Here is a 17079-nt window from a genome sequence, read left to right on the forward strand (position 1 = left end):
CTCCTGTGTATCGCGGCATTCCGGGGGACGATCGATCACCGCGTTTCCATGTTGGACGGGTCCAGCGCGACGGCCTGCGCGATACGGGCGCCGATGGCGCGCAGGCGTTCGGCGAATTCCATTCTGCGCTGGGTCAATTCCGCGCGCTGCTCGGGCGAGCCGTCGGAGACCGTCACCAAGAGGTCGTAGTTGTCGGCGAGCTTCAATGCGCTGGTGAACAACTCGGTGGAGACCGACTCCGGGCTGTGCAACCGCTGCTGCAGCATCATCTGCTTGCCGACGGCCACGCATTCGGCGCTGATCTCCTTGCGGTCGATCTCGTCGCCCGGGTCTCGGGCGGCCAGCCGTTCCGCCACCACGAGTTGAGCATCGAAGAAGGAGCGCAGCACGCGGTGGGCCATCATGAATCCGGAGGCGGTGAGTTTCCCCAGGATGTCCGAGCTCCTGGTGTCGCGGCGGGTGTGGTTGTACCAGTCCGGGTCCACCAGGAGCATCTCCGCGACCATCTGGTCGGCGAACTCACTGCGCTCGGGGAAGAAGAACTCGAACTTGAGCAGGTCACGCAGCCGGAACGCCTCGTCCCAGCCGGATTTCAGTGCGTCGGCGTCACCGCAGTCGACGCCGGCGAGGATGGACAGCTCGAGGATGGCGCGGTTGACGAACCAGTGCACGGCGCTGTTGCGGTAGAACGCGGCCTCCAGGTGCGCCCCCGACTCGATCGAATACACCGGTTCCAGCCCACCGCGATATACCGTGACGACTTTGGCCAGCGAGAGCTGTTCCAGCACGACAGCCAGGCCCGGTTCGTCGCGCAGGGCATCGAGTTCGCCGCCGGGCAGCCCGCGCTTGTCGATGTAGCCGAGCACCGGCGCGAGCACGGTGCGCACCTCGCCGAGGGTGAGGGCGCGCCCGTCCACGCCCAGCAGCGCCAGGGTGACCAGCGCGTTGACCGTGATCGGCGTGACAGCGTTGATCCCGACCGCGACATCGAACGCCAGCCGCTGCACGGCCTTTCGTTCCAGCTCGGCGATCTCCGGCGGTTCGTTGTCGTCCACGGTGCCCGCCTCGGTGCGGCTTGGCGGGATCGGCTCGGTCTGGTGCAGCGGGATGGTCAGCGGCGGGGCGGTGAGCGGATCTCCGTGCGCGGCGAGCCGGTCACGGGCCGACAGCGGCTCGCCGAACCGCACGTATACGTGTCCCGCGGAATGCTGCTGGTTGCGGATGTAGCGCGCGAGCCAGGCCAGCCCCTCGGGCTTCTTCGTGCCGCCGACCTGCTCGGTGGCGATGGCGCCGAGTTCGTTGAGCCGTTCGTAAGTGATGGAGACCGGAACCAGCATGACATCGTCGATGCGATTCGAACGCACCGCCGCGGCAAGGTAGTTCAGCAAACCGTAACGGGGTGGGCGCAGCTTGCCGGTGCGGGTGCGGCCGCCCTCGAAGTACCACTCCAGGTTGAAGCGCTTGGCCAGCAGGTAGGCGAAGTACTCCTCGACGACGGCCTTGTACACCTCGTCGTCGCCGAAACTACGCCGGATGAACACCGCTCCGGTGCGCCGGGCGATCGGCCCGATCGGCCAGAAACTCAGATTTGCGCCGCCGATGACATGGTTCGGCGGAAAGTCGTTGCGGGCCAGTACGTCCCCGAGCACGAACGCGTCGACGTACGAGCGGTGCGAGGGCAGGAAAACCAGCGGGAAGCGACGGTTGAGATCGCGCAGCGCGGAAAGACCGGACTCATCGGGGTCCACGTTCCAGGTCGACGCGTGTATCGGCCGCATGGCCTGGGTGAACAGATCGGAGACCAGCCTGCTCTGCGCGGCGACGAGTTCGTTGAGTGACTTCTCCGCGCGCCGGTACACCTCGTGCGGGCTCGCCCCGATCTGGTCGGCGATCAGCTCCAGCCTGCGCAGGAAGTCGGGGGAATCGAGGATTTCCTCGGCGACCAGCCGGGGCACCTTGTACCGGTCGCCGATGATGGTGCGTTCGGCACGTTCGAGCGCCACCACCGCCGCGCGCACGATGGCGCGTGCGAACGGCTCGGCGGTGCCCTTGTCGAACAGCCCGGCGGCCTCCGGGTTGTTCGCCCGCAGCTCGCTGAGCCGCGCGGGCGCGCCGGTCAGCACGACGTGCCGGTCCGGCGACTTGGCGAGCAGTCTGCGCTGCGCCAACCGGTTGGGCTTGCGCGGATTGGTCAGCAGAGCCAGATCGGCGAAGGTGACGCGGCGCACGCCGTCGCGTTCCGGTGGCAGCCACAGCACACGGATCGGCACCACCAGCGGATCGTCGCGCCTGCTGACCAGTTGGGCGGCGACGGCGCCCGCGTCCAGGTCCAGCTGGGTGACCGGGGCTTCGGTGCCGAACTCCGCGCTGATCCCGCCGTCGGCCAGCCACGTGCCGACGAGTTCGCGTTCCACCCCCGATGCGGCGTCGATCAGGGCCACCACCGACTGCGGTGTGGTCCCGGCTCGGGCGGTCGCGGGTGAATCGCCGCGGTGATCGATCATCGATGTTCTTCCCTCCGCAGGTGACGCTCTCCACTATTCAATCCCGCCGGGTCGATTCCCCGCAGGCAGTCGGGGCGGCGAGTTCGGTTCGGGCGGTGCGCATGGTCCGAGCATTGTCCGTGGACCGGCAGTCTCGGGTCTCCCCATTCCCGGCGAGCACAACCGATCGCGGGGCCTGAGCATTCGCCGGATTGCCCGGGCGGTGGCGCCGCGATGGCACGGATTCCGTTACCGGCGTAGCTATGCAGGTAATGCTAACCTTACCTGCACAAGTTAGGTCAGGGTAACCTTTGGAGGATCGTTGTCGACCACGGAACGCCTGCGGGTTGAGTATGTGACCGATCCGGCGGCAGCGATGTCTCAGCTGGCAGGGTCGGATCGGTTCGGCGAGTATGTGATGTACGAGCGTCCGGGGGAATGGGTGTTCGCCGCCGATCCGGTCGGCAGTGTCGAACTGGATGTGCGGGAGCTGCGGGTCACGTGGGAAGGACAGACGACGATCAGCAGCTGGGTGGGAAATCCGGCCGGGGTGATCGATCGCGCGCTGGGCACGCTGCCCCTCGAAGGGCGAAACGCCTATGGCTGGATCGGTTTCGAGTTCTGCGCGTGGGCGCTCGACGCGACCGAGCACGTCGACCCGCGTACCGCGCTGGCACACCTGATGATTCCGCGCATCGAGGTACGCGTCGGCGAATTCGGTGTCCGGGTGTCCGGCGCGACACCTGCCGAGACCGGTGACATCCACGATCTGATCGCGCAGTCGCAGAGCACCGAACTCCCGCGGGCCCATCCCGCGGACATCCGCATCGACCCGACCGGCTACCGGGATCGGGTGGCCGAGGCGGTAGGCGAGATCCAGGCCGGGCGATACCAGAAAGTCATCCTGTCCAGGAAGGTCGATCTGCCGTTCGCGGTCGACGTTCCGGCCACCTATCGGCTCGGGCGCGCGCACAACACTCCGGCGCGGTCGTTCCTGCTGCGGCTCGGCGGCTTGGAAGCGGCGGGCTTCAGTCCCGAGCTGGTCGCATCGGTGGACGAGCATCGCGTGGTGACCACCGAGCCGCTGGCGGGGACCCGCGCTTTCGGTCGCGGCGCGGCGGCCGACTCGGCCGCACGAGCGGATCTGGTCACGGATCCGAAAGAGATCGTGGAGCATGCGATCTCGGTGCAGACCTCGTTCGCGGAGATCGCGGCGGTGGCCGATCCCGGCACGCCCGCGGTGTCGGATTTCATGACGGTTCGTGAGCGCGGCAGCGTGCAGCACCTGGCGTCCACCGTGCGCGGGCGGCTGGCCGCCGATCGGTCCAGCTGGGACGCGCTGGAAATGCTGTTCCCCTCGGTGACCGCCTCCGGCATTCCCAAGCGCGAGGGTGTCGCCTCGGTGTTCCGGCTCGATCACGACCCGCGCGGGCTGTATTCCGGTGCGGTGCTTACGGTTTCGCCGACCGGCGCGATGGAGGCCACCCTCGTGCTGCGCGCGGTGTACCAGAACACCGAGGGGGCCTGGCTGCGGGCGGGCGCCGGGATCGTCGGGCAGTCTCGGCCGGAGCGGGAGTTCGAGGAGACCTGCGAGAAGCTGGGCAGCGTCGCGCCGTACGTGGTCAAGGCCTGAGCGACGAAGCGAACGGGCAGCGCACCGATGCTGCGCTGCCCGTCGGTTTTCGCACACGTGCTGCTCACCCCTGGGCGCGCAGCGCCTTCTTGTCGATCTTCCCGACCGCGGTGATCGGCAGCCTGTCGCTGCGGCGCAGCACGTCCGGCAGCTTGTAGGTGGCCAACCCGCGGGCGGCGAGGAAGGTCTTGATCTCGGCCAGGGTCGGCATTTCGCCGTCGACGACGAGGACGGCGCAGACCTTTTCGCCCATCGCGGGGTCGGGCAGTCCCACGGCCGCGGCATGCCGGACTGCCGGGTGGGCGAGCAGGTGCTCCTCGAGTTCGTCGCAGGAGATGTTCTCGCCGCCGCGGTTGATCACATCCTTGATCCGGCCGGAGACCACGAGATGACCGCTGGGCAGACGGCGCACCAGATCGCCGCTGCGGTAGAAGCCGTCCGGGGTGAACGCGCGCGCGTTGTGCTCGGGTGCGCGGTAGTAGCCGCGGATCGTGTACGGCCCCCTGGTCAGCAACTCGCCCTCGTCGCCGGGCGCGACATCGTTGCCGTCAGCGTCCACCACATGGATCTCGTCGGCGGGTGACAGCGGCCTGCCCTGCGTGGTGTGCAGCAACTCCACCGGATCGTCGAGCCGGGTGTAGTTGAGCAGCCCTTCGGCCATCCCGAACACCTGTTGCAGGGTCGCTGCCAGCGCTGGAGTCACCTCCTTCGCGTTGACCTCGGCCAGCCGGGCGCCGCCCACCTGCAATAGGCGCAGCGAGGTCAGGTCGGCCGCCTCCCATTCCGTGGCGGCGCACCAGAGCTGGGCCAGCGGCGGCACCACCGCCGTGACCGTGACGCCATGCCGCTCGATCGCGGCGAACGCGTTCTCCGGGCTCGGATCGCCGACGAAGGCGACCGCGCCGCCGACGCCGACAGTGCCGAGAATGCCGGGGCAGGCCAGCGGAAAGTTGTGGGCGGCGGGAAGGGTCGCGAGGTACACGTCGTTTTCGGTCAGCTGGCACACTTCGGCGCTTGCGGTCGCGTTGTAGACGTAGTCGTCGTGGGTGCGCGCGATCAGTTTCGGCAGTCCGGTGGTGCCGCCGGAGACCAGCATCAGGGCGATATCACTCGGATCGATCTCGGGCAGTGCCTCGCCCTCGCGCGGGATCGAGGCGAGGTCGGTGAACGGCCCAGGGTCGCCGAGCACCAGGATGTGGCGCAGCGAGGGCACCGCGGCCCGCACCGTCGTGGCCAGGTCGCGATAGTCGAAATCGCCGATGCGGTCGGCGACAATGTAGCCGACCGCGTCGGAGAGCCGGGCCAAGTGTTCGATCTCGGCGCGCCGGTGTGCGGGCAGGCTCAATACCGGGATGATTCCGGCGCGCAACAGCCCGAACAACACGGTCAGGAACTCGGGCACGTTCGGCAACTGGACCACGACCCGGTCGCCGGGCGCGATGCCGAGGGCGAGCAACCCGTGGGCCATCCGGTCCGCCGCGGCGTCGACGTCGGCGTAGGTCTGCGCGCCTTTGGCATCGAGTAGCGCCGGACGCAGCGGATGCCTGCGCGTTGTCGCGCGGAGCAGATCACCGAGGGGCCGGCCGGTCCAGTACCCGGCGGCTCGATACTCCGCGGCCGTGTGTGCGGGAAAAGGGACATAGCCGTCGCGATGCGTTGCGGACGCGGTCGGTATCGAAGTCACGGTCTGCCTCACAGAAAAGTCGAGCCGAGGTTGCTTTAGATAGGTTAGGCAACCCTATCTCAATGCGATAGGCTCTTCCTCGAACAGTCTCGAACAAGCTCGCCGCCGTCGTGCTCGATACCGACGCCGTGGTGACGTAGCGTCGCTCTACCTCGAGGCCACGGCGATGTCGGACGAGGAAATTCTCGCCCAGACGTAGTGGCGCGCAGCCGGTGTCGAACCCGTCGCCGGACGCGGGCGCGGACTAGACTTGGCGCCATGACCAGGTGGGACACCTCGAATCTCGCCGACCAGAGCGGTCGGACGTTCATCGTGACCGGGGCCAACAGCGGCTTGGGGGCCGAGACGGTGCGTGCGCTGGCCGGTGCGGGGGCCGAGGTGGTGCTGGCCTGCCGGAACATGGCCAAAGGGGAGCAGGTTGCCGCTGAGCTCGGGGAGCGAGCCCAGGTGCGCAAGCTGGACTTGGCCGATCTGGCCTCGGTGCGCGAGTTCGCCGAGGGCATCGACCGGGCCGACGTGCTGATCAACAACGCGGGTGTGATGGCGCTCCCGGAGGGGCGCACCACCGACGGATTCGAACGGCAGATCGGTACCAACCATCTCGGACACTTCGCGCTCACCGGGCTGCTGCTGGACAAGATCGCCGACCGGATCGTCACCCTTTCCAGCGGTGCGCACCAGATGGGCACGATCGACCTGGATGATCTCAACTGGGAGCGGCGCAAATATCAGCGCTGGCCCGCTTATGCGCAGGCCAAGCTGGCCAATCTGATGTTCGCCAGGGAACTGCAGCGCAGGTTGACCGCGGCGGGTGCGCAGAAGATCTCGGTGGCCGCGCACCCTGGCTATGCGGCGACCGAGCTGCAATCGCATACCGAGTCGATCCAGGACAAAATGATGGCGCTGGGCAACCGGTTGCTGGCGCAGAGCGCCGCGATGGGCGCGCTGCCGACGCTGTACGCCGCGACAGCGGACGTCGAGCCGGGCGGCTACTACGGCCCGACCGGGTTCGGTGGCATGCGCGGATCCCCTGGGCCGTCCAGCTCGTCGAAGGCGTCCAGGGACGAGAAGGTTGCGGGGGAGTTGTGGGAGCTGTCGGAGAAGCTGACCGGCGTCACCTACGACTTCACGAAGTAGTCGATCGCCGCCTTCGTCCGGCTGTCTCGGCGGTGTGATACAGATCACGCAACGCGCCGTCACACTCCGGCGCACCGTGCCGTCGTCTTTGTGAACCCAACGGAACGAACAAAGGACGGACAGCATGGAACAGCGCATCGACCTCTTCGCCAGCCCGGTCGCAGGCAGCTTCGTCAAACGACTCACCATGGCCTCCAAGGTGATCAACGACTCCACCCTGCCCGCCGCCACCTACGAGCTGGTGAAGATCCGCGCCAGCCAGATCAACGGCTGCGGCTACTGCACCGACATGCACACCAAGGACGCCGCGCACGCCGGTGAGACCTCGGTGCGGCTCAACCTGATCGCCGCCTGGCACGAGGCCACCGTTTTCACCGAGGCCGAGCGCGCCGCGCTGGCGCTCACCGAAGAGGCCACCCGCATCGGCGACGGCCGCGCCGTCAGCGACGGGGTGTGGCAGGAGGTGCGCAAGCACTACGACGACGACCAGATCGCCGCCCTCATCGCCGCCATCGCCATGATCAACGCCTGGAACCGGATGAACGTCATCGCCCGCACCCCGGCGGGCGACTATGTCCCCGGCCAGTGGGGGTGAGAACGATCTTCGAGCTGCCGCGAACGGCGCTCACCAGAATCGCACTCCGGCCGTGCTGAAAAGTGCGGATTCAGGGTTTCCTGGCTGGACCACAAGCGGTAGCAGCTGCACATAAAACCTCAGCGGCAGACACCGGGTGTTGCGGTGATGGCGCAACGCGACCAGATCGTCCCCACTCCCGTTTTCGAGCGCAGCGAGACCGAGCTTTCCCCGTTCGCGGCCTGGCTCGCGTCCGAGCGGCCGACGCGTCCGCGACGGAGTCGCCAGCGGCGGCCACTGGCCCACACGGGTGTCGGCGAGCATAGGTGCTGTGGTTTCCGCATTGCGTGACCACTGGGGCCCGACTCCCGTTTTCGAGCGAAGCGAGACCGAGCATTGCCTGTTCGCGGCCCGGCTCGCGTCCGAGCGGCCGACGCGTCCGCGACGAAGTCGCCAGCGGCGGTCGCTCGGACGCGAGCCACAAAGGGGCCGCGAACACGCAGCGCCGCAGGCGCTGCAAAACCAACAGAGCACCACTTCGCGTTCACGGTGTGGTAGCGGCCTGGTACTGTCCCTGACGTGCAGCGCGTGTATTTCTGGTTTAGCAAGCCGGCCCTGGGTGGGCTGGTCTGCGGCAACCACATGCGCTGACGACATTCCACCCCGAGCCGGATGATGGACCGGCTCGACGGTGTCACATCCGTGGGTCGGCCCCGAGAAAAGGAAACCCACGACATGACAACCGCAGCCGAGGTCGACGCTCGGCATTCCGATCTGGACGATCAGCGCACCCTCAACATCAGCCCGCTGCGCTCGCCGGCGGAGGTGCGTCGCGTGCACCCGATCACCGATGCCCTCGCCGACACCGTCCGTGCGGGACGGAAGGCCACCGTGGACGTGCTGAACGGCGCGGACGATCGCCTCATGGTGATCGTCGGTCCGTGCTCCGTGCACGACCCCGCCGCCGCCCTGGACTACGCCCGGCGTCTCGCCGCGAAGGCGGCAGAGCTCGACGACCGGCTGCACGTGGTGATGCGGGTCTACTTCGAGAAGCCGCGCACCAGCCTCGGCTGGAAGGGCCTGATCAACGACCCGCACCTGGACGGCTCGTTCGACGTCAATACCGGTTTGGGTTTCGGCCGCAAGCTGTTGGCCGACATCACCGCCCTCGGGCTTCCGGTGGCGTGTGAGTTCCTCGACCCGATCACCCCGCAGTACATCGCGGACCTGGTCTCCTACGGCGCGATCGGCGCGCGTACCGCGGCCAGCCAGGTGCACCGCCAGCTCAGCAGCGCGCTATCCATGCCGGTCGGCATCAAGAACGGCACCGACGGCGACGTGCAGGTGGCGGTGGACGGTGTGCGCGCGGCGGCGGCGAGTCACGTGTTCCCTGGCACCGATCTCGACGGCCGCTCCGCGCTGATCCGCACCACAGGCAACCCGGACTGCCATGTGATCCTGCGCGGCGGCAGCAACGGCCCGAACTACGACGCGGCTTCGGTCGCCGAGGCCTGCATCCGGCTGGAGAAGTCGTCGCTGCCGCAGCGGGTCGTCGTGGACGCCAGCCACGGCAACAGCAACAAGGACCATAACAAGCAGGTGGACGTGGTCACCGATATCGCCGAGCGCGTGGCCGCAGGCGAAGCAGGCGTGGTCGGCGTGATGCTGGAGAGCTTCCTGGTCGCGGGACGCCAAGACCTCACCCTCGGCCGCGCCACTGAACTGACCTACGGCCAGTCCATCACCGACGCGTGCCTGGACTGGGAGACCACCGCACGTCAATTGGACCGGCTGGCCGAAGCGGTGCGGCAGCGTCGCGAGCGCTGATCAAGACCCCGGCTCGCGTCCGAGTGGCCGTCGCTTTCGCGAGGAAGCCGCCGGCGGCGGTTGCTCAGGCGCGACCCGGAAGGCGCCGTGAGCACGCGGCGCAGCGAATCAGAACGAGCAGATCAACCCCAGCAGATCGCCGGACGAGATGGTGCGGACGTCGAAGCCCGCCTCGGCCAAGTGCTGGGTGAGCCTGCCCGGAGCCGGTTTCGGACTGGTCGGCTCGGGCGCGTCGGGCGTGCCGTAGCCGTAGTACAGGCACAGTGCGCCGCGGGGTGCCAGTAGCCGCCGGATCGAGGCGAGTTCGGCATTGGGCCTTTTCGTCCAGAACAGGTTGACGTTCACTGCCAGGATCTTGTCGAAACCCGCTGCGCCGGGTTCGATTTCGCTCAGCAGCAGGTCCGGGTCCACGTTCGCCAAATCGGCGTGCACCAGGCGGATCCGGCCCGAATCGAGCTGTGCGGCATGCTTTTTGCGCGCGCGGGCGATGGCCGTGCCGGAGCGCTCGACACCGACGATCCTCCCGTCGGTCACCTGTTCGGCGAGGCAGGAGATCGAATCGCTGGAACCGGGACCGATCTCCAGGACCCGGTCGGTGGGCCGCACGTCCATGGTCCGGACTATCCAGGTGAAGCGCTGGTCGGCTGCCATCCTCGCAATCTACGACACGCCGTCCGCGATGCCCAGTGCCGTCGCGGTGGTCGTTGTCCGGTCGAACTCGGCAGGCCACCCTGCGGCGGGGCCGGGCGGGTCGGTGCGCAGCCGGGCGGCGAACCAGTGGTCGCGCCGTCGGCCGCGCTGCACACTGCCCAGCCGGGACAGGCCCTCGTACCGGAATCCAGCGCGGCGCGCCACCGCGGCGGACGCGTAATTGCCCACGTAGGCGCGCCAGCCGATCCGTTCCAAGTCCAGCCTGTCGGCGCGGAACCCGAAGTCGCACACCATGTTCACCGCCTGAGTCATCAGGCCGCGCGACCGCTGCGCGGGAATGAGCCAGAACCCGATCTCGGCCGAACTCTCGTCGCGTCGGCCGAGGCTGATCGTGCCGACGACCGGCCCATCGGGGTGCAGCCGCACCGCCCAGATCGGGCTGCGCGACGACCAGCCGGGAACGACCATGTCCTCGATGAAGGACACGGCGTTTTCCCGCACATAGGGCACCGGGACGGTCACCCATTCCCCGATGGACGGCTCCTGGCAGCATTCGGTGATGGTGTCTACGTCGTCCATCGTCGGCGCCGACAGCCAGATCATTCCGTTCGACAGCACGTGATGGTCCATTGGGCCATGCTGTCACGGACCGGCCCGCCGGATCATCCGGTTTGTCCATCACCCAATGCTCGGATACCGCGCGGAAACGTGCCACCGCCGGACCGTAGACTTCCCGGTGATGGTTGCCGCGCTGCTTTCCGACCTGTTCGAGTCACATCGGGCGCATTTGCTCTCGGTCGCCTATCGGCTGACGGGCAGCGTCGGCGATGCCGAGGACGCGGTTCAGGAAAGCTGGCTGCGTCTGGCGGGCGCGCACCAGTCCGAGATCGAGGACCTGCGGGCCTGGCTGACCACCGTCGTCAGCCGGATCTGCCTGGACCGTTTGCGGAGTGCGGCGGCGCGCCGGGAAAGCTACGTCGGCCAGTGGCTGCCGGAACCCGTGGTCACCGCCCGAACGCCGTCGAGTGCGCCCGACCCGCTGGAGGCGGTGGTACGCAAGCAGGAGTGCCGATTCGCGGCGCTGGTCGTGCTGGACACCCTGACGCCGCCGCAGCGGGTGGCCTTCGTGCTGCACGACGGACTTTCGGTGCCGTTCGATGAGATCGCCGACATCCTCGGCATCTCCGCCGACGCCGCACGCCAGCTGGCCGTGCGCGCCCGCAAGGCGGTGGCGCGGACGCCGCAGCCGGTGGCTGATGCCGAGCACGAGGCGGCGGTGCAGCGTTTCCTCACCGCGCTGAGCTCCGGTGACGTTGCCGCCGTTGCGGCGGCGCTGCACCCGGACGCGGTGACGATCGGCGACGCCAACGGCACCACCGCCACCGCGGTGAACGTCCTGCACGGCGCGGATCGGATCGCCCGCTTCTACCTGGGGCTGGTGCGCAAGTACGGACTTCAGGACACGCCGTTGGATTTCGAATTCGCCTCGGTCAACGGGCAATTGGGCCTTGTGGTCGCCGCGCGTCCGGCCGAGGAGGGGCGGGCCGGTTATCCCACCCGGGTTGTCGGTTTCACCGTGTGTGACGGATTGGTCTGGGGCACTTACGATCTGGCGAATCCAGCCAAGCTGGGCGGGATTCGGCTGGGTTGAGCGCCAGCCGTCTGTCGCCAGCCGCGCGTCGGCTGAGGCGGATGCGAGCTGGAGGCGACACCGACTCCGGGTTTACCGGTCGCGGCGCCCGGCCCGGTGTCGCCGAACTTATCGACCAGGTTCGTGACCAGTCGCGCAGCAAATGCCCCGCAAGGAACGCAGTACTTGTCCGCCGACGGGCAGATCCGGGAAGGAATCTGTAAATATTCCGTTTCGGGATTGCCCGCGAGCTTGTGGGCTAGAACATGGCGAGGCTTTTGCCATTGGAGCAACGAACAATTCTGCAGGTGAATGGCCTGGTCAGCACCTTAGATGATGACAGCTATCCTTTGGCAACAAGACCCGCCTCTGGACTACTCTCCGGGTATGCCCTCGCAACCCCAGACCGTGGCCCGCCTGCGTCCCTTCGCCTCCACGATCTTCGCCGAGATGACCGAGCTCGCCGTCCGCCACGACGCGGTGAACCTGGGCCAGGGATTTCCCGACACCGACGGGCCCGCGAGCATGCTGGAGGTGGCTCGCCGCGCCATCGCCGACGGCCTCAACCAGTACCCGCCAGGGCGTGGCGTGCCGGTGCTGCGTCAAGCCGTCGCCGACGACCGCGCCCGGCGCTACGGGACCAGCTACGACCCGGAGGCGCAGGTACTGGTGACGGTGGGCGCGACGGAGGCGATCAGCGCCGCGGTGCTCGGCCTGGTCGAGCCCGGTCAGGAAGTCGTGCTGATCGAGCCGTACTACGACTCGTACGCCGCCGCGGTGGCGCTGGCCGGTGCACGTCGGCGCACGGCCCGACTGGTGGCCGACGGCGACCGGTTCGTCCTCGACCTGGACAGTCTGCGCGCCGCGATCACCCCGGCGACCCGGATGCTGATCGTCAACTCGCCACACAATCCGACCGGCACGGTGCTCGGGCGCCCGGATCTGCAAGCGATCGCCGAGATCGCCTGTGAGCGTGACATTCTGGTGCTCACCGACGAGGTATACGAGCACCTGGTCTACGACGGCGCCGAGCACATCAGCTTGGCCACCCTGCCGGGCATGGCCGAGCGGACGATCGTGGTGTCCAGTGCGGCAAAGACTTTCAGCGTCACGGGATGGAAGACCGGGTGGGCGTGCGGCCCTGCCGACCTGATCGACGGCGTACTCGCGGCGAAGCAGTTCCTGACTTTCGTGGCGGGCGGTCCGTTTCAGCCCGCGGTCGCGCACGCGATCAACCACGAGCTGGGCTGGGTCGCGAAGTTGCGAGATGCGTTGTCCGAGAAGCGGCTTCGCCTCTCCGCGGCACTGGCCGACACCGGGTTGGGCGTGCAAACCAGCGCAGGCGGGTACTTCGTGTGTGCAGACATCACACCCCTCGGCGCCGCCGACGGTCTGGCGTTCTGCCGGGAACTGCCCAAGCGACTCGGTGTCGCGGCGGTGCCGGTCAGCGTGTTCGCCGACGACACCGCCGCCTGGAACCATCTGGTGCGTTTCACCTTCTGCAAGCGCGATGAAACGCTGGACGAGGGCGTCCGCCGATTGCGCTTGGGCTGATCGGAAAACCTTGCCGTGAACTGTCAGGTTTTGCTGGCAACGTGCTCGGCATGGCTACCCAGTACTACACGGCGACCAGTTTGGACGGATTCCTCGCCGACGCGGACAACTCGCTCTCCTGGCTGTTCGAGGTGGACGGAGCGGAGCAGGCGCAAGCAGGCATCGCCGGCTTCCTAGCGCAGGTCGGCGCCATGTGCATGGGCGCGACCACCTACGAGTGGATCGTGGCCAACGAGCCACCGGAGAACTGGCGCAGGTACTACGGCGACCTCCCGTGCTGGGTGTTCACCCACCGCGATCTCCCCGTCATCCCCGACGCGAACCTCCGATTCGTCTCCGGCTCCGTCGAGCCCGTGCACCGCGAGATGGCCGCGGCTGCGGGCGATCGCAGTATCTGGATCGTCGGCGGCGGCGATCTGGCCGGTCAGTTCGCCGACGCCGGGCTGCTCGACGAGATCGTCGCCAGCGTCGTTCCGGTGACTCTCGGAGCGGGCGCGCCCCTGCTGCCTCGGCGCATCTTGTCTGCTCGGATGCGGCTCACGAAGGTCGAACAGGCAGGACAGTTCGCCGAACTGCACTACGACCTCAGCACTGGAGCACGGACCTGAGTGTCGACCACGGGAAGCTTCGGCGGTCGGCACCCTCTTCCGATCGCGCAGTTGAGTTGGGGCAGATCGGGGCACAATCCGTCATCTTCGGTGGCTGCGCTGACGTGCGCTGCCTCACCTTCTGCTGATGAGGGGCGGGGAGTGTGACATGCTTGTCGGTGAGCACGAGCTGTTGAAGTGATCGCTCGGCTTGCTACAGAAAGCAATACAAAGTAAATGACGCAAGGCATTGTGAAGTGGTTTAACGGCGAAAAGGGCTTCGGGTTCATCGCGCAAGACGCTGGCGGTCCCGACGTTTTCGTTCACTACTCCGAGATTTCCGGCTCCGGGTTCAAGTCCCTCGACGAGGGGCAGCGTGTCGAGTTCGAGGTCGGCCAGGGCCAGAAGGGTCCGCAGGCCCAGAGCGTCCGCGCCATCTAGGAGCTGACAAACCGGAAACCCGCGCCACGGCGCGGGTTTCTTGCTTTTCCAGGCCGGCTGGCACCGAAGCCTCGAACTCGACGCCCAGCTCTCGCGACGAGATCCACCCGCACCGGACCCCGGACAGCTGAACTTCAACAGTCGCCGCACCGGGTGCCGAGTTCGGCCCACACCTTTTGCCGCCGCCGTGGGTCAGGCGGGCGTGGGACGGGTGCGGTCGGTAGCCAGCAGGGCGGCGATGGTGCCGAGCATCGTGCCGGTGATGTAGCGCTGCGTGCGCAGCCACAGGGGGCGCTTGGTGAGGAAGGTCGCGAGGCCGCCCGCGCCCAGGACGATCAATCCGTTCACGGTGAGCGCCACCCCGATCTGCACCGACCCCAGGCACAGGCTCTGCAACCACACCTTGCCGTGCTCCGGCGTCACGAACTGCGGAATCAACGCCATGTACATGATCGCGATCTTCGGATTCAGCAGATTGGTGACCAGCCCCATCGTGAACAGCCGTCGCGTCGGATCGGCGGACAGCGCCGCGGGCGCGAACACAGAAACCCCACCCGGCCGCAGCGCCTGCCACGCCAACCACCCCAGATAAGCGGCCCCAGCCAGCTTCACCCCCAGATACAGCCCCGGCACCACCGCGAACACAGCCGTGATCCCGGCGGTCGCCGCCGCCAGATATACCCCGAACCCAGCCGCCACCCCACTCAACGACACCAGCCCGGCCCGCCGCCCCTGCGACACCGTCCGCGACACCAGATACATCATGTTCGGCCCCGGCGTGAGCACCATCCCCAACGCCGCCACCGCAACCCCGGCCACCGCCGCCATCTCGATCATGCCCCCGATCCTCACCTGTCCCGTTCCCCGCCGTCGCGGTCCAGTTGACGGTTGCTGGTCGTGGTCCTAGAAGGAATCGACGGGTGGTCCTGCTGACCGTTTTCCGTAAAACTCGGATGCGGGAAGCTGCGGAGGTTGAGCGGGCAAAGGCTCTCCGCAAGGTGTGCGAGGCCGAGCATGACCACGCCCGAGCTAGTTTCGATAGAAAGGTAACCGGCGATGGCTGACCACAAGTCCATGGATGAGCTGAGGCGGGAGCGAGCCGATCGTTCTGATTTCAACGCCGCCGAGTACAACGCTGGCCGCGAAGAGGCTCGACTGGCAATCGAATTCGCCAACGCTATTCGGGAACGTCGCTTGGAACTCGGACTCACGCAGACGCAGTTGGCCGAGCGTGCCGGGCTGCGGCAGCGGGATGTTTCGCGGCTGGAATCCGGCGGCGGCACGCCCACCATCGACATGCTCGAAAGGCTGGCTCATGCACTGGAGTTACGGTTTGTCGCCCGGTTCGAAAAGAACGACGCGGACTGACAGGTTGGCTTGAGCAGCACGAAGGTCCGGCCTCGTTGCGGTTCATGTTATGCCGCAAGTAGCGTTCGTGCCCGTTCGTTGAAGTCCGCGACCAGGGGATGCGCTCCGAACGTCATCATGCGCTGCTGCACGTCGCGGACGGCTTCCACCGAGCGCGAGGACTTGACCCTGCGGGAGAGGTCCAGCATTCGCACCCCAGCGGCGTGGGCAGCTTCGAGGTCCCGCTTCTGCATGTGTGTGACTGCCAAGGCGGCATGAGACAGTGCCCCGCGCCGCGCACGGTTCTGTGTACGGGCGTAGGCGATGGACCGGCGTGCATGTGGTTCGGCTTCGTCCGGCTGTTCGAGATCACGAAAGGCGTTCGCCCACTCGCCGCAGATGTACGCCTGATCGATGAACCGCGCCCACTCGGGTTCTCGGTCGGGTTCGATGCGGGCGAATGCACTTTCCGCCGCGTTGATCGCATGCGCGGTGCCCACTTTGTCGCCTATGACTGCAAGAGAGCGAGCTTCGAGGGTCCACAGATCCGTCAGACAGGCGGGCGCGTTCACCTTCGACAAACCTTGCCGACCCGCCTGGGCAAGCCGTCGCCCTTCATGCGGATGCCCGAGCAGCGTCGCCTGGTCGGCCATGCCTGCGAGCACGTGAGCCCCGAGCGCGGGGTCCCGCGACTCCTCCGCCAGGCGAAGCGCCTGGATGAGATATCGCTGGGCGGCACCGTGCTCGCCGTTGTCGAACGCCATCCACCCAAGCAGATAAGTCTGTTCGGCTGCCGCGCCATACAACGCCGAACGGACTTCCTCGGCGTGCGTTCGCCGCAGCAGCGGGTACACATGCTCGTTCATGTACGCCGCCAATACGAGACGACCTGAGCCGCCTCCTTGGAAGATGTCCATCTCTTGGAACGTGCTGAACATGTTCTTCACGGCGGTGACATCCTCGAGACCCACACGTTGCCGTTCATCGGGAAACTGGTCGAGTGTGTTGAGCAGCCAGTCTCGAGACGGTCCGATTGCCGCGACGGCCGCGAAGGGCGCTGTGGTCAGGAATTTCCTACGATCCACGTCTGCTCTCCCAAGGTCTGCGACTGCTTCCACCGTCTCTGTCCACGATGGGTGGTAGACGAGTGCGCGGTCAACGGTCGACGCGTCGCGTAGACCGAGGTCGTATGTCGTCACACGGTAGCCGAAACGCGCGGAGAACAGGTCAGCGAGAATCGCCGGAACCGGTGGGCGGGGCTGCTCTCCCTCGTCCACCCAGCGGCGCACGCTCGACGTGTCCGGCCTGATCTGGGGTTCGCCCCATTCGATCGCCAGGGCACGCACGCGGCGCGCCAGTTCTCCACGGCTCCAACCCGACCGGGTCAGCCACTCGGAAAGGTGCATGTTCGGACTGTCCATCAGACCTGCCATTTCGTCACCCGAAGCGGTCGATCCACCACCTTTCAACACCCGCTGCGACCTTACTCTCGGCAACTCCGCGGTGTGTGCTGAATACGCGTCCGGTCGAG

At 67.3% G+C, this 17079-nt stretch carries 15 protein-coding genes; 9 read left to right on the forward strand and 6 right to left on the reverse strand.

Going from position 1 to position 17079, the window contains the following annotated elements; translation table 11 throughout:
- Positions 1–35: 35 nt before the first annotated feature.
- Positions 36–2504, reverse strand: coding sequence for a glycerol-3-phosphate 1-O-acyltransferase (locus OHA40_RS19055; RefSeq protein ID WP_330228264.1), 2469 nt, complete (start codon positions 2502–2504; stop codon positions 36–38).
- 301 nt (positions 2505–2805) lie between these two features.
- Here OHA40_RS19055 and OHA40_RS19060 point away from each other — a divergent pair, with 301 nt between their 5' ends.
- Positions 2806–4116: a salicylate synthase gene (locus OHA40_RS19060; protein WP_330228265.1), complete on the forward strand. Its 1311-nt coding sequence runs from the start codon at positions 2806–2808 to the stop codon at positions 4114–4116.
- A gap of 64 nt (positions 4117–4180) precedes the next feature.
- Here OHA40_RS19060 and OHA40_RS19065 read toward each other — a convergent pair whose 3' ends face one another.
- Complete coding sequence (locus tag OHA40_RS19065; RefSeq protein WP_330228266.1) at positions 4181–5800, reverse strand: (2,3-dihydroxybenzoyl)adenylate synthase; 1620 nt, start codon at positions 5798–5800, stop codon at positions 4181–4183.
- A gap of 258 nt (positions 5801–6058) precedes the next feature.
- Here OHA40_RS19065 and OHA40_RS19070 point away from each other — a divergent pair, with 258 nt between their 5' ends.
- The 3 genes from OHA40_RS19070 (at position 6059) to OHA40_RS19080 (ending at position 9338) form a co-directional block, all read left to right on the forward strand.
- The gene (locus OHA40_RS19070; protein ID WP_330228267.1) at positions 6059–6937 is read left to right on the forward strand and encodes an oxidoreductase; all 879 of its coding nucleotides are present in this window, start codon (positions 6059–6061) and stop codon (positions 6935–6937) included.
- A gap of 124 nt (positions 6938–7061) precedes the next feature.
- On the forward strand, positions 7062–7532 hold the full coding sequence (locus tag OHA40_RS19075) for a carboxymuconolactone decarboxylase family protein (RefSeq protein ID WP_330228268.1): 471 nt from the start codon (positions 7062–7064) through the stop codon (positions 7530–7532).
- Between the two features lie 714 nt (positions 7533–8246).
- A complete protein-coding gene (locus OHA40_RS19080; protein ID WP_330228269.1) occupies positions 8247–9338 on the forward strand; it encodes a 3-deoxy-7-phosphoheptulonate synthase in 1092 nt (363 codons plus the stop codon).
- Positions 9339–9446: 108 nt separating this feature from the next.
- Here OHA40_RS19080 and OHA40_RS19085 read toward each other — a convergent pair whose 3' ends face one another.
- Both OHA40_RS19085 and OHA40_RS19090 read right to left on the reverse strand, forming a co-directional pair.
- Entirely contained in the window at positions 9447–9989 is a 543-nt protein-coding gene (locus OHA40_RS19085; protein WP_330228270.1) for a class I SAM-dependent methyltransferase, read from the reverse strand.
- A 9-nt stretch (positions 9990–9998) separates the two neighbouring features.
- Positions 9999–10619: a GNAT family N-acetyltransferase gene (locus tag OHA40_RS19090; protein ID WP_330228271.1), complete on the reverse strand. Its 621-nt coding sequence runs from the start codon at positions 10617–10619 to the stop codon at positions 9999–10001.
- A gap of 109 nt (positions 10620–10728) precedes the next feature.
- Here OHA40_RS19090 and OHA40_RS19095 point away from each other — a divergent pair, with 109 nt between their 5' ends.
- The 4 genes from OHA40_RS19095 (at position 10729) to OHA40_RS19110 (ending at position 14201) form a co-directional block, all read left to right on the forward strand.
- Positions 10729–11640: a sigma-70 family RNA polymerase sigma factor gene (locus OHA40_RS19095; RefSeq protein WP_330228272.1), complete on the forward strand. Its 912-nt coding sequence runs from the start codon at positions 10729–10731 to the stop codon at positions 11638–11640.
- A 366-nt stretch (positions 11641–12006) separates the two neighbouring features.
- Positions 12007–13173: a pyridoxal phosphate-dependent aminotransferase gene (locus tag OHA40_RS19100; protein ID WP_330228273.1), complete on the forward strand. Its 1167-nt coding sequence runs from the start codon at positions 12007–12009 to the stop codon at positions 13171–13173.
- Positions 13174–13223: 50 nt separating this feature from the next.
- A complete protein-coding gene (locus tag OHA40_RS19105) occupies positions 13224–13781 on the forward strand; it encodes a dihydrofolate reductase family protein (RefSeq protein WP_330228274.1) in 558 nt (185 codons plus the stop codon).
- A 216-nt stretch (positions 13782–13997) separates the two neighbouring features.
- Complete coding sequence (locus OHA40_RS19110) at positions 13998–14201, forward strand: cold-shock protein (RefSeq protein WP_067472163.1); 204 nt, start codon at positions 13998–14000, stop codon at positions 14199–14201.
- A gap of 192 nt (positions 14202–14393) precedes the next feature.
- On the opposite strand, the gene OHA40_RS19115 is transcribed toward OHA40_RS19110, so the two are convergent.
- Positions 14394–15038, reverse strand: coding sequence for a LysE family translocator (locus OHA40_RS19115; protein ID WP_330228275.1), 645 nt, complete (start codon positions 15036–15038; stop codon positions 14394–14396).
- A 219-nt stretch (positions 15039–15257) separates the two neighbouring features.
- Between OHA40_RS19115 and OHA40_RS19120 the strand changes: the two genes are divergently transcribed.
- On the forward strand, positions 15258–15569 hold the full coding sequence (locus OHA40_RS19120; RefSeq protein WP_330228276.1) for a helix-turn-helix domain-containing protein: 312 nt from the start codon (positions 15258–15260) through the stop codon (positions 15567–15569).
- A 47-nt stretch (positions 15570–15616) separates the two neighbouring features.
- Here OHA40_RS19120 and OHA40_RS19125 read toward each other — a convergent pair whose 3' ends face one another.
- A complete protein-coding gene (locus tag OHA40_RS19125) occupies positions 15617–16954 on the reverse strand; it encodes a hypothetical protein (protein WP_330228277.1) in 1338 nt (445 codons plus the stop codon).
- Positions 16955–17079 lie beyond the last annotated feature (125 nt).

Source organism: Nocardia sp. NBC_00508, from assembly GCF_036346875.1.
GTDB lineage: Bacteria > Actinomycetota > Actinomycetes > Mycobacteriales > Mycobacteriaceae > Nocardia.

What these genes read in the sequence shown, in the direction of transcription:
- OHA40_RS19080 (WP_330228269.1), top strand. Translation starts at nt 8,247, where the DNA reads ATGACAACCGCAGCCGAGGTCGACGCTCGGCATTCCGATCTGGACGAT.
- OHA40_RS19100 (WP_330228273.1), top strand. Translation starts at nt 12,007, where the DNA reads ATGCCCTCGCAACCCCAGACCGTGGCCCGCCTGCGTCCCTTCGCCTCC.
- OHA40_RS19110 (WP_067472163.1), top strand. Translation starts at nt 13,998, where the DNA reads ATGACGCAAGGCATTGTGAAGTGGTTTAACGGCGAAAAGGGCTTCGGG.
- OHA40_RS19085 (WP_330228270.1), bottom strand. Translation starts at nt 9,989, where the DNA reads ATGGCAGCCGACCAGCGCTTCACCTGGATAGTCCGGACCATGGACGTG.
- OHA40_RS19095 (WP_330228272.1), top strand. Translation starts at nt 10,729, where the DNA reads ATGGTTGCCGCGCTGCTTTCCGACCTGTTCGAGTCACATCGGGCGCAT.
- OHA40_RS19090 (WP_330228271.1), bottom strand. Translation starts at nt 10,619, where the DNA reads ATGGACCATCACGTGCTGTCGAACGGAATGATCTGGCTGTCGGCGCCG.
- OHA40_RS19075 (WP_330228268.1), top strand. Translation starts at nt 7,062, where the DNA reads ATGGAACAGCGCATCGACCTCTTCGCCAGCCCGGTCGCAGGCAGCTTC.
- OHA40_RS19115 (WP_330228275.1), bottom strand. Translation starts at nt 15,038, where the DNA reads ATGATCGAGATGGCGGCGGTGGCCGGGGTTGCGGTGGCGGCGTTGGGG.
- OHA40_RS19055 (WP_330228264.1), bottom strand. Translation starts at nt 2,504, where the DNA reads ATGATCGATCACCGCGGCGATTCACCCGCGACCGCCCGAGCCGGGACC.
- OHA40_RS19105 (WP_330228274.1), top strand. Translation starts at nt 13,224, where the DNA reads ATGGCTACCCAGTACTACACGGCGACCAGTTTGGACGGATTCCTCGCC.
- OHA40_RS19125 (WP_330228277.1), bottom strand. Translation starts at nt 16,954, where the DNA reads ATGCACCTTTCCGAGTGGCTGACCCGGTCGGGTTGGAGCCGTGGAGAA.
- OHA40_RS19070 (WP_330228267.1), top strand. Translation starts at nt 6,059, where the DNA reads ATGACCAGGTGGGACACCTCGAATCTCGCCGACCAGAGCGGTCGGACG.
- OHA40_RS19120 (WP_330228276.1), top strand. Translation starts at nt 15,258, where the DNA reads ATGGCTGACCACAAGTCCATGGATGAGCTGAGGCGGGAGCGAGCCGAT.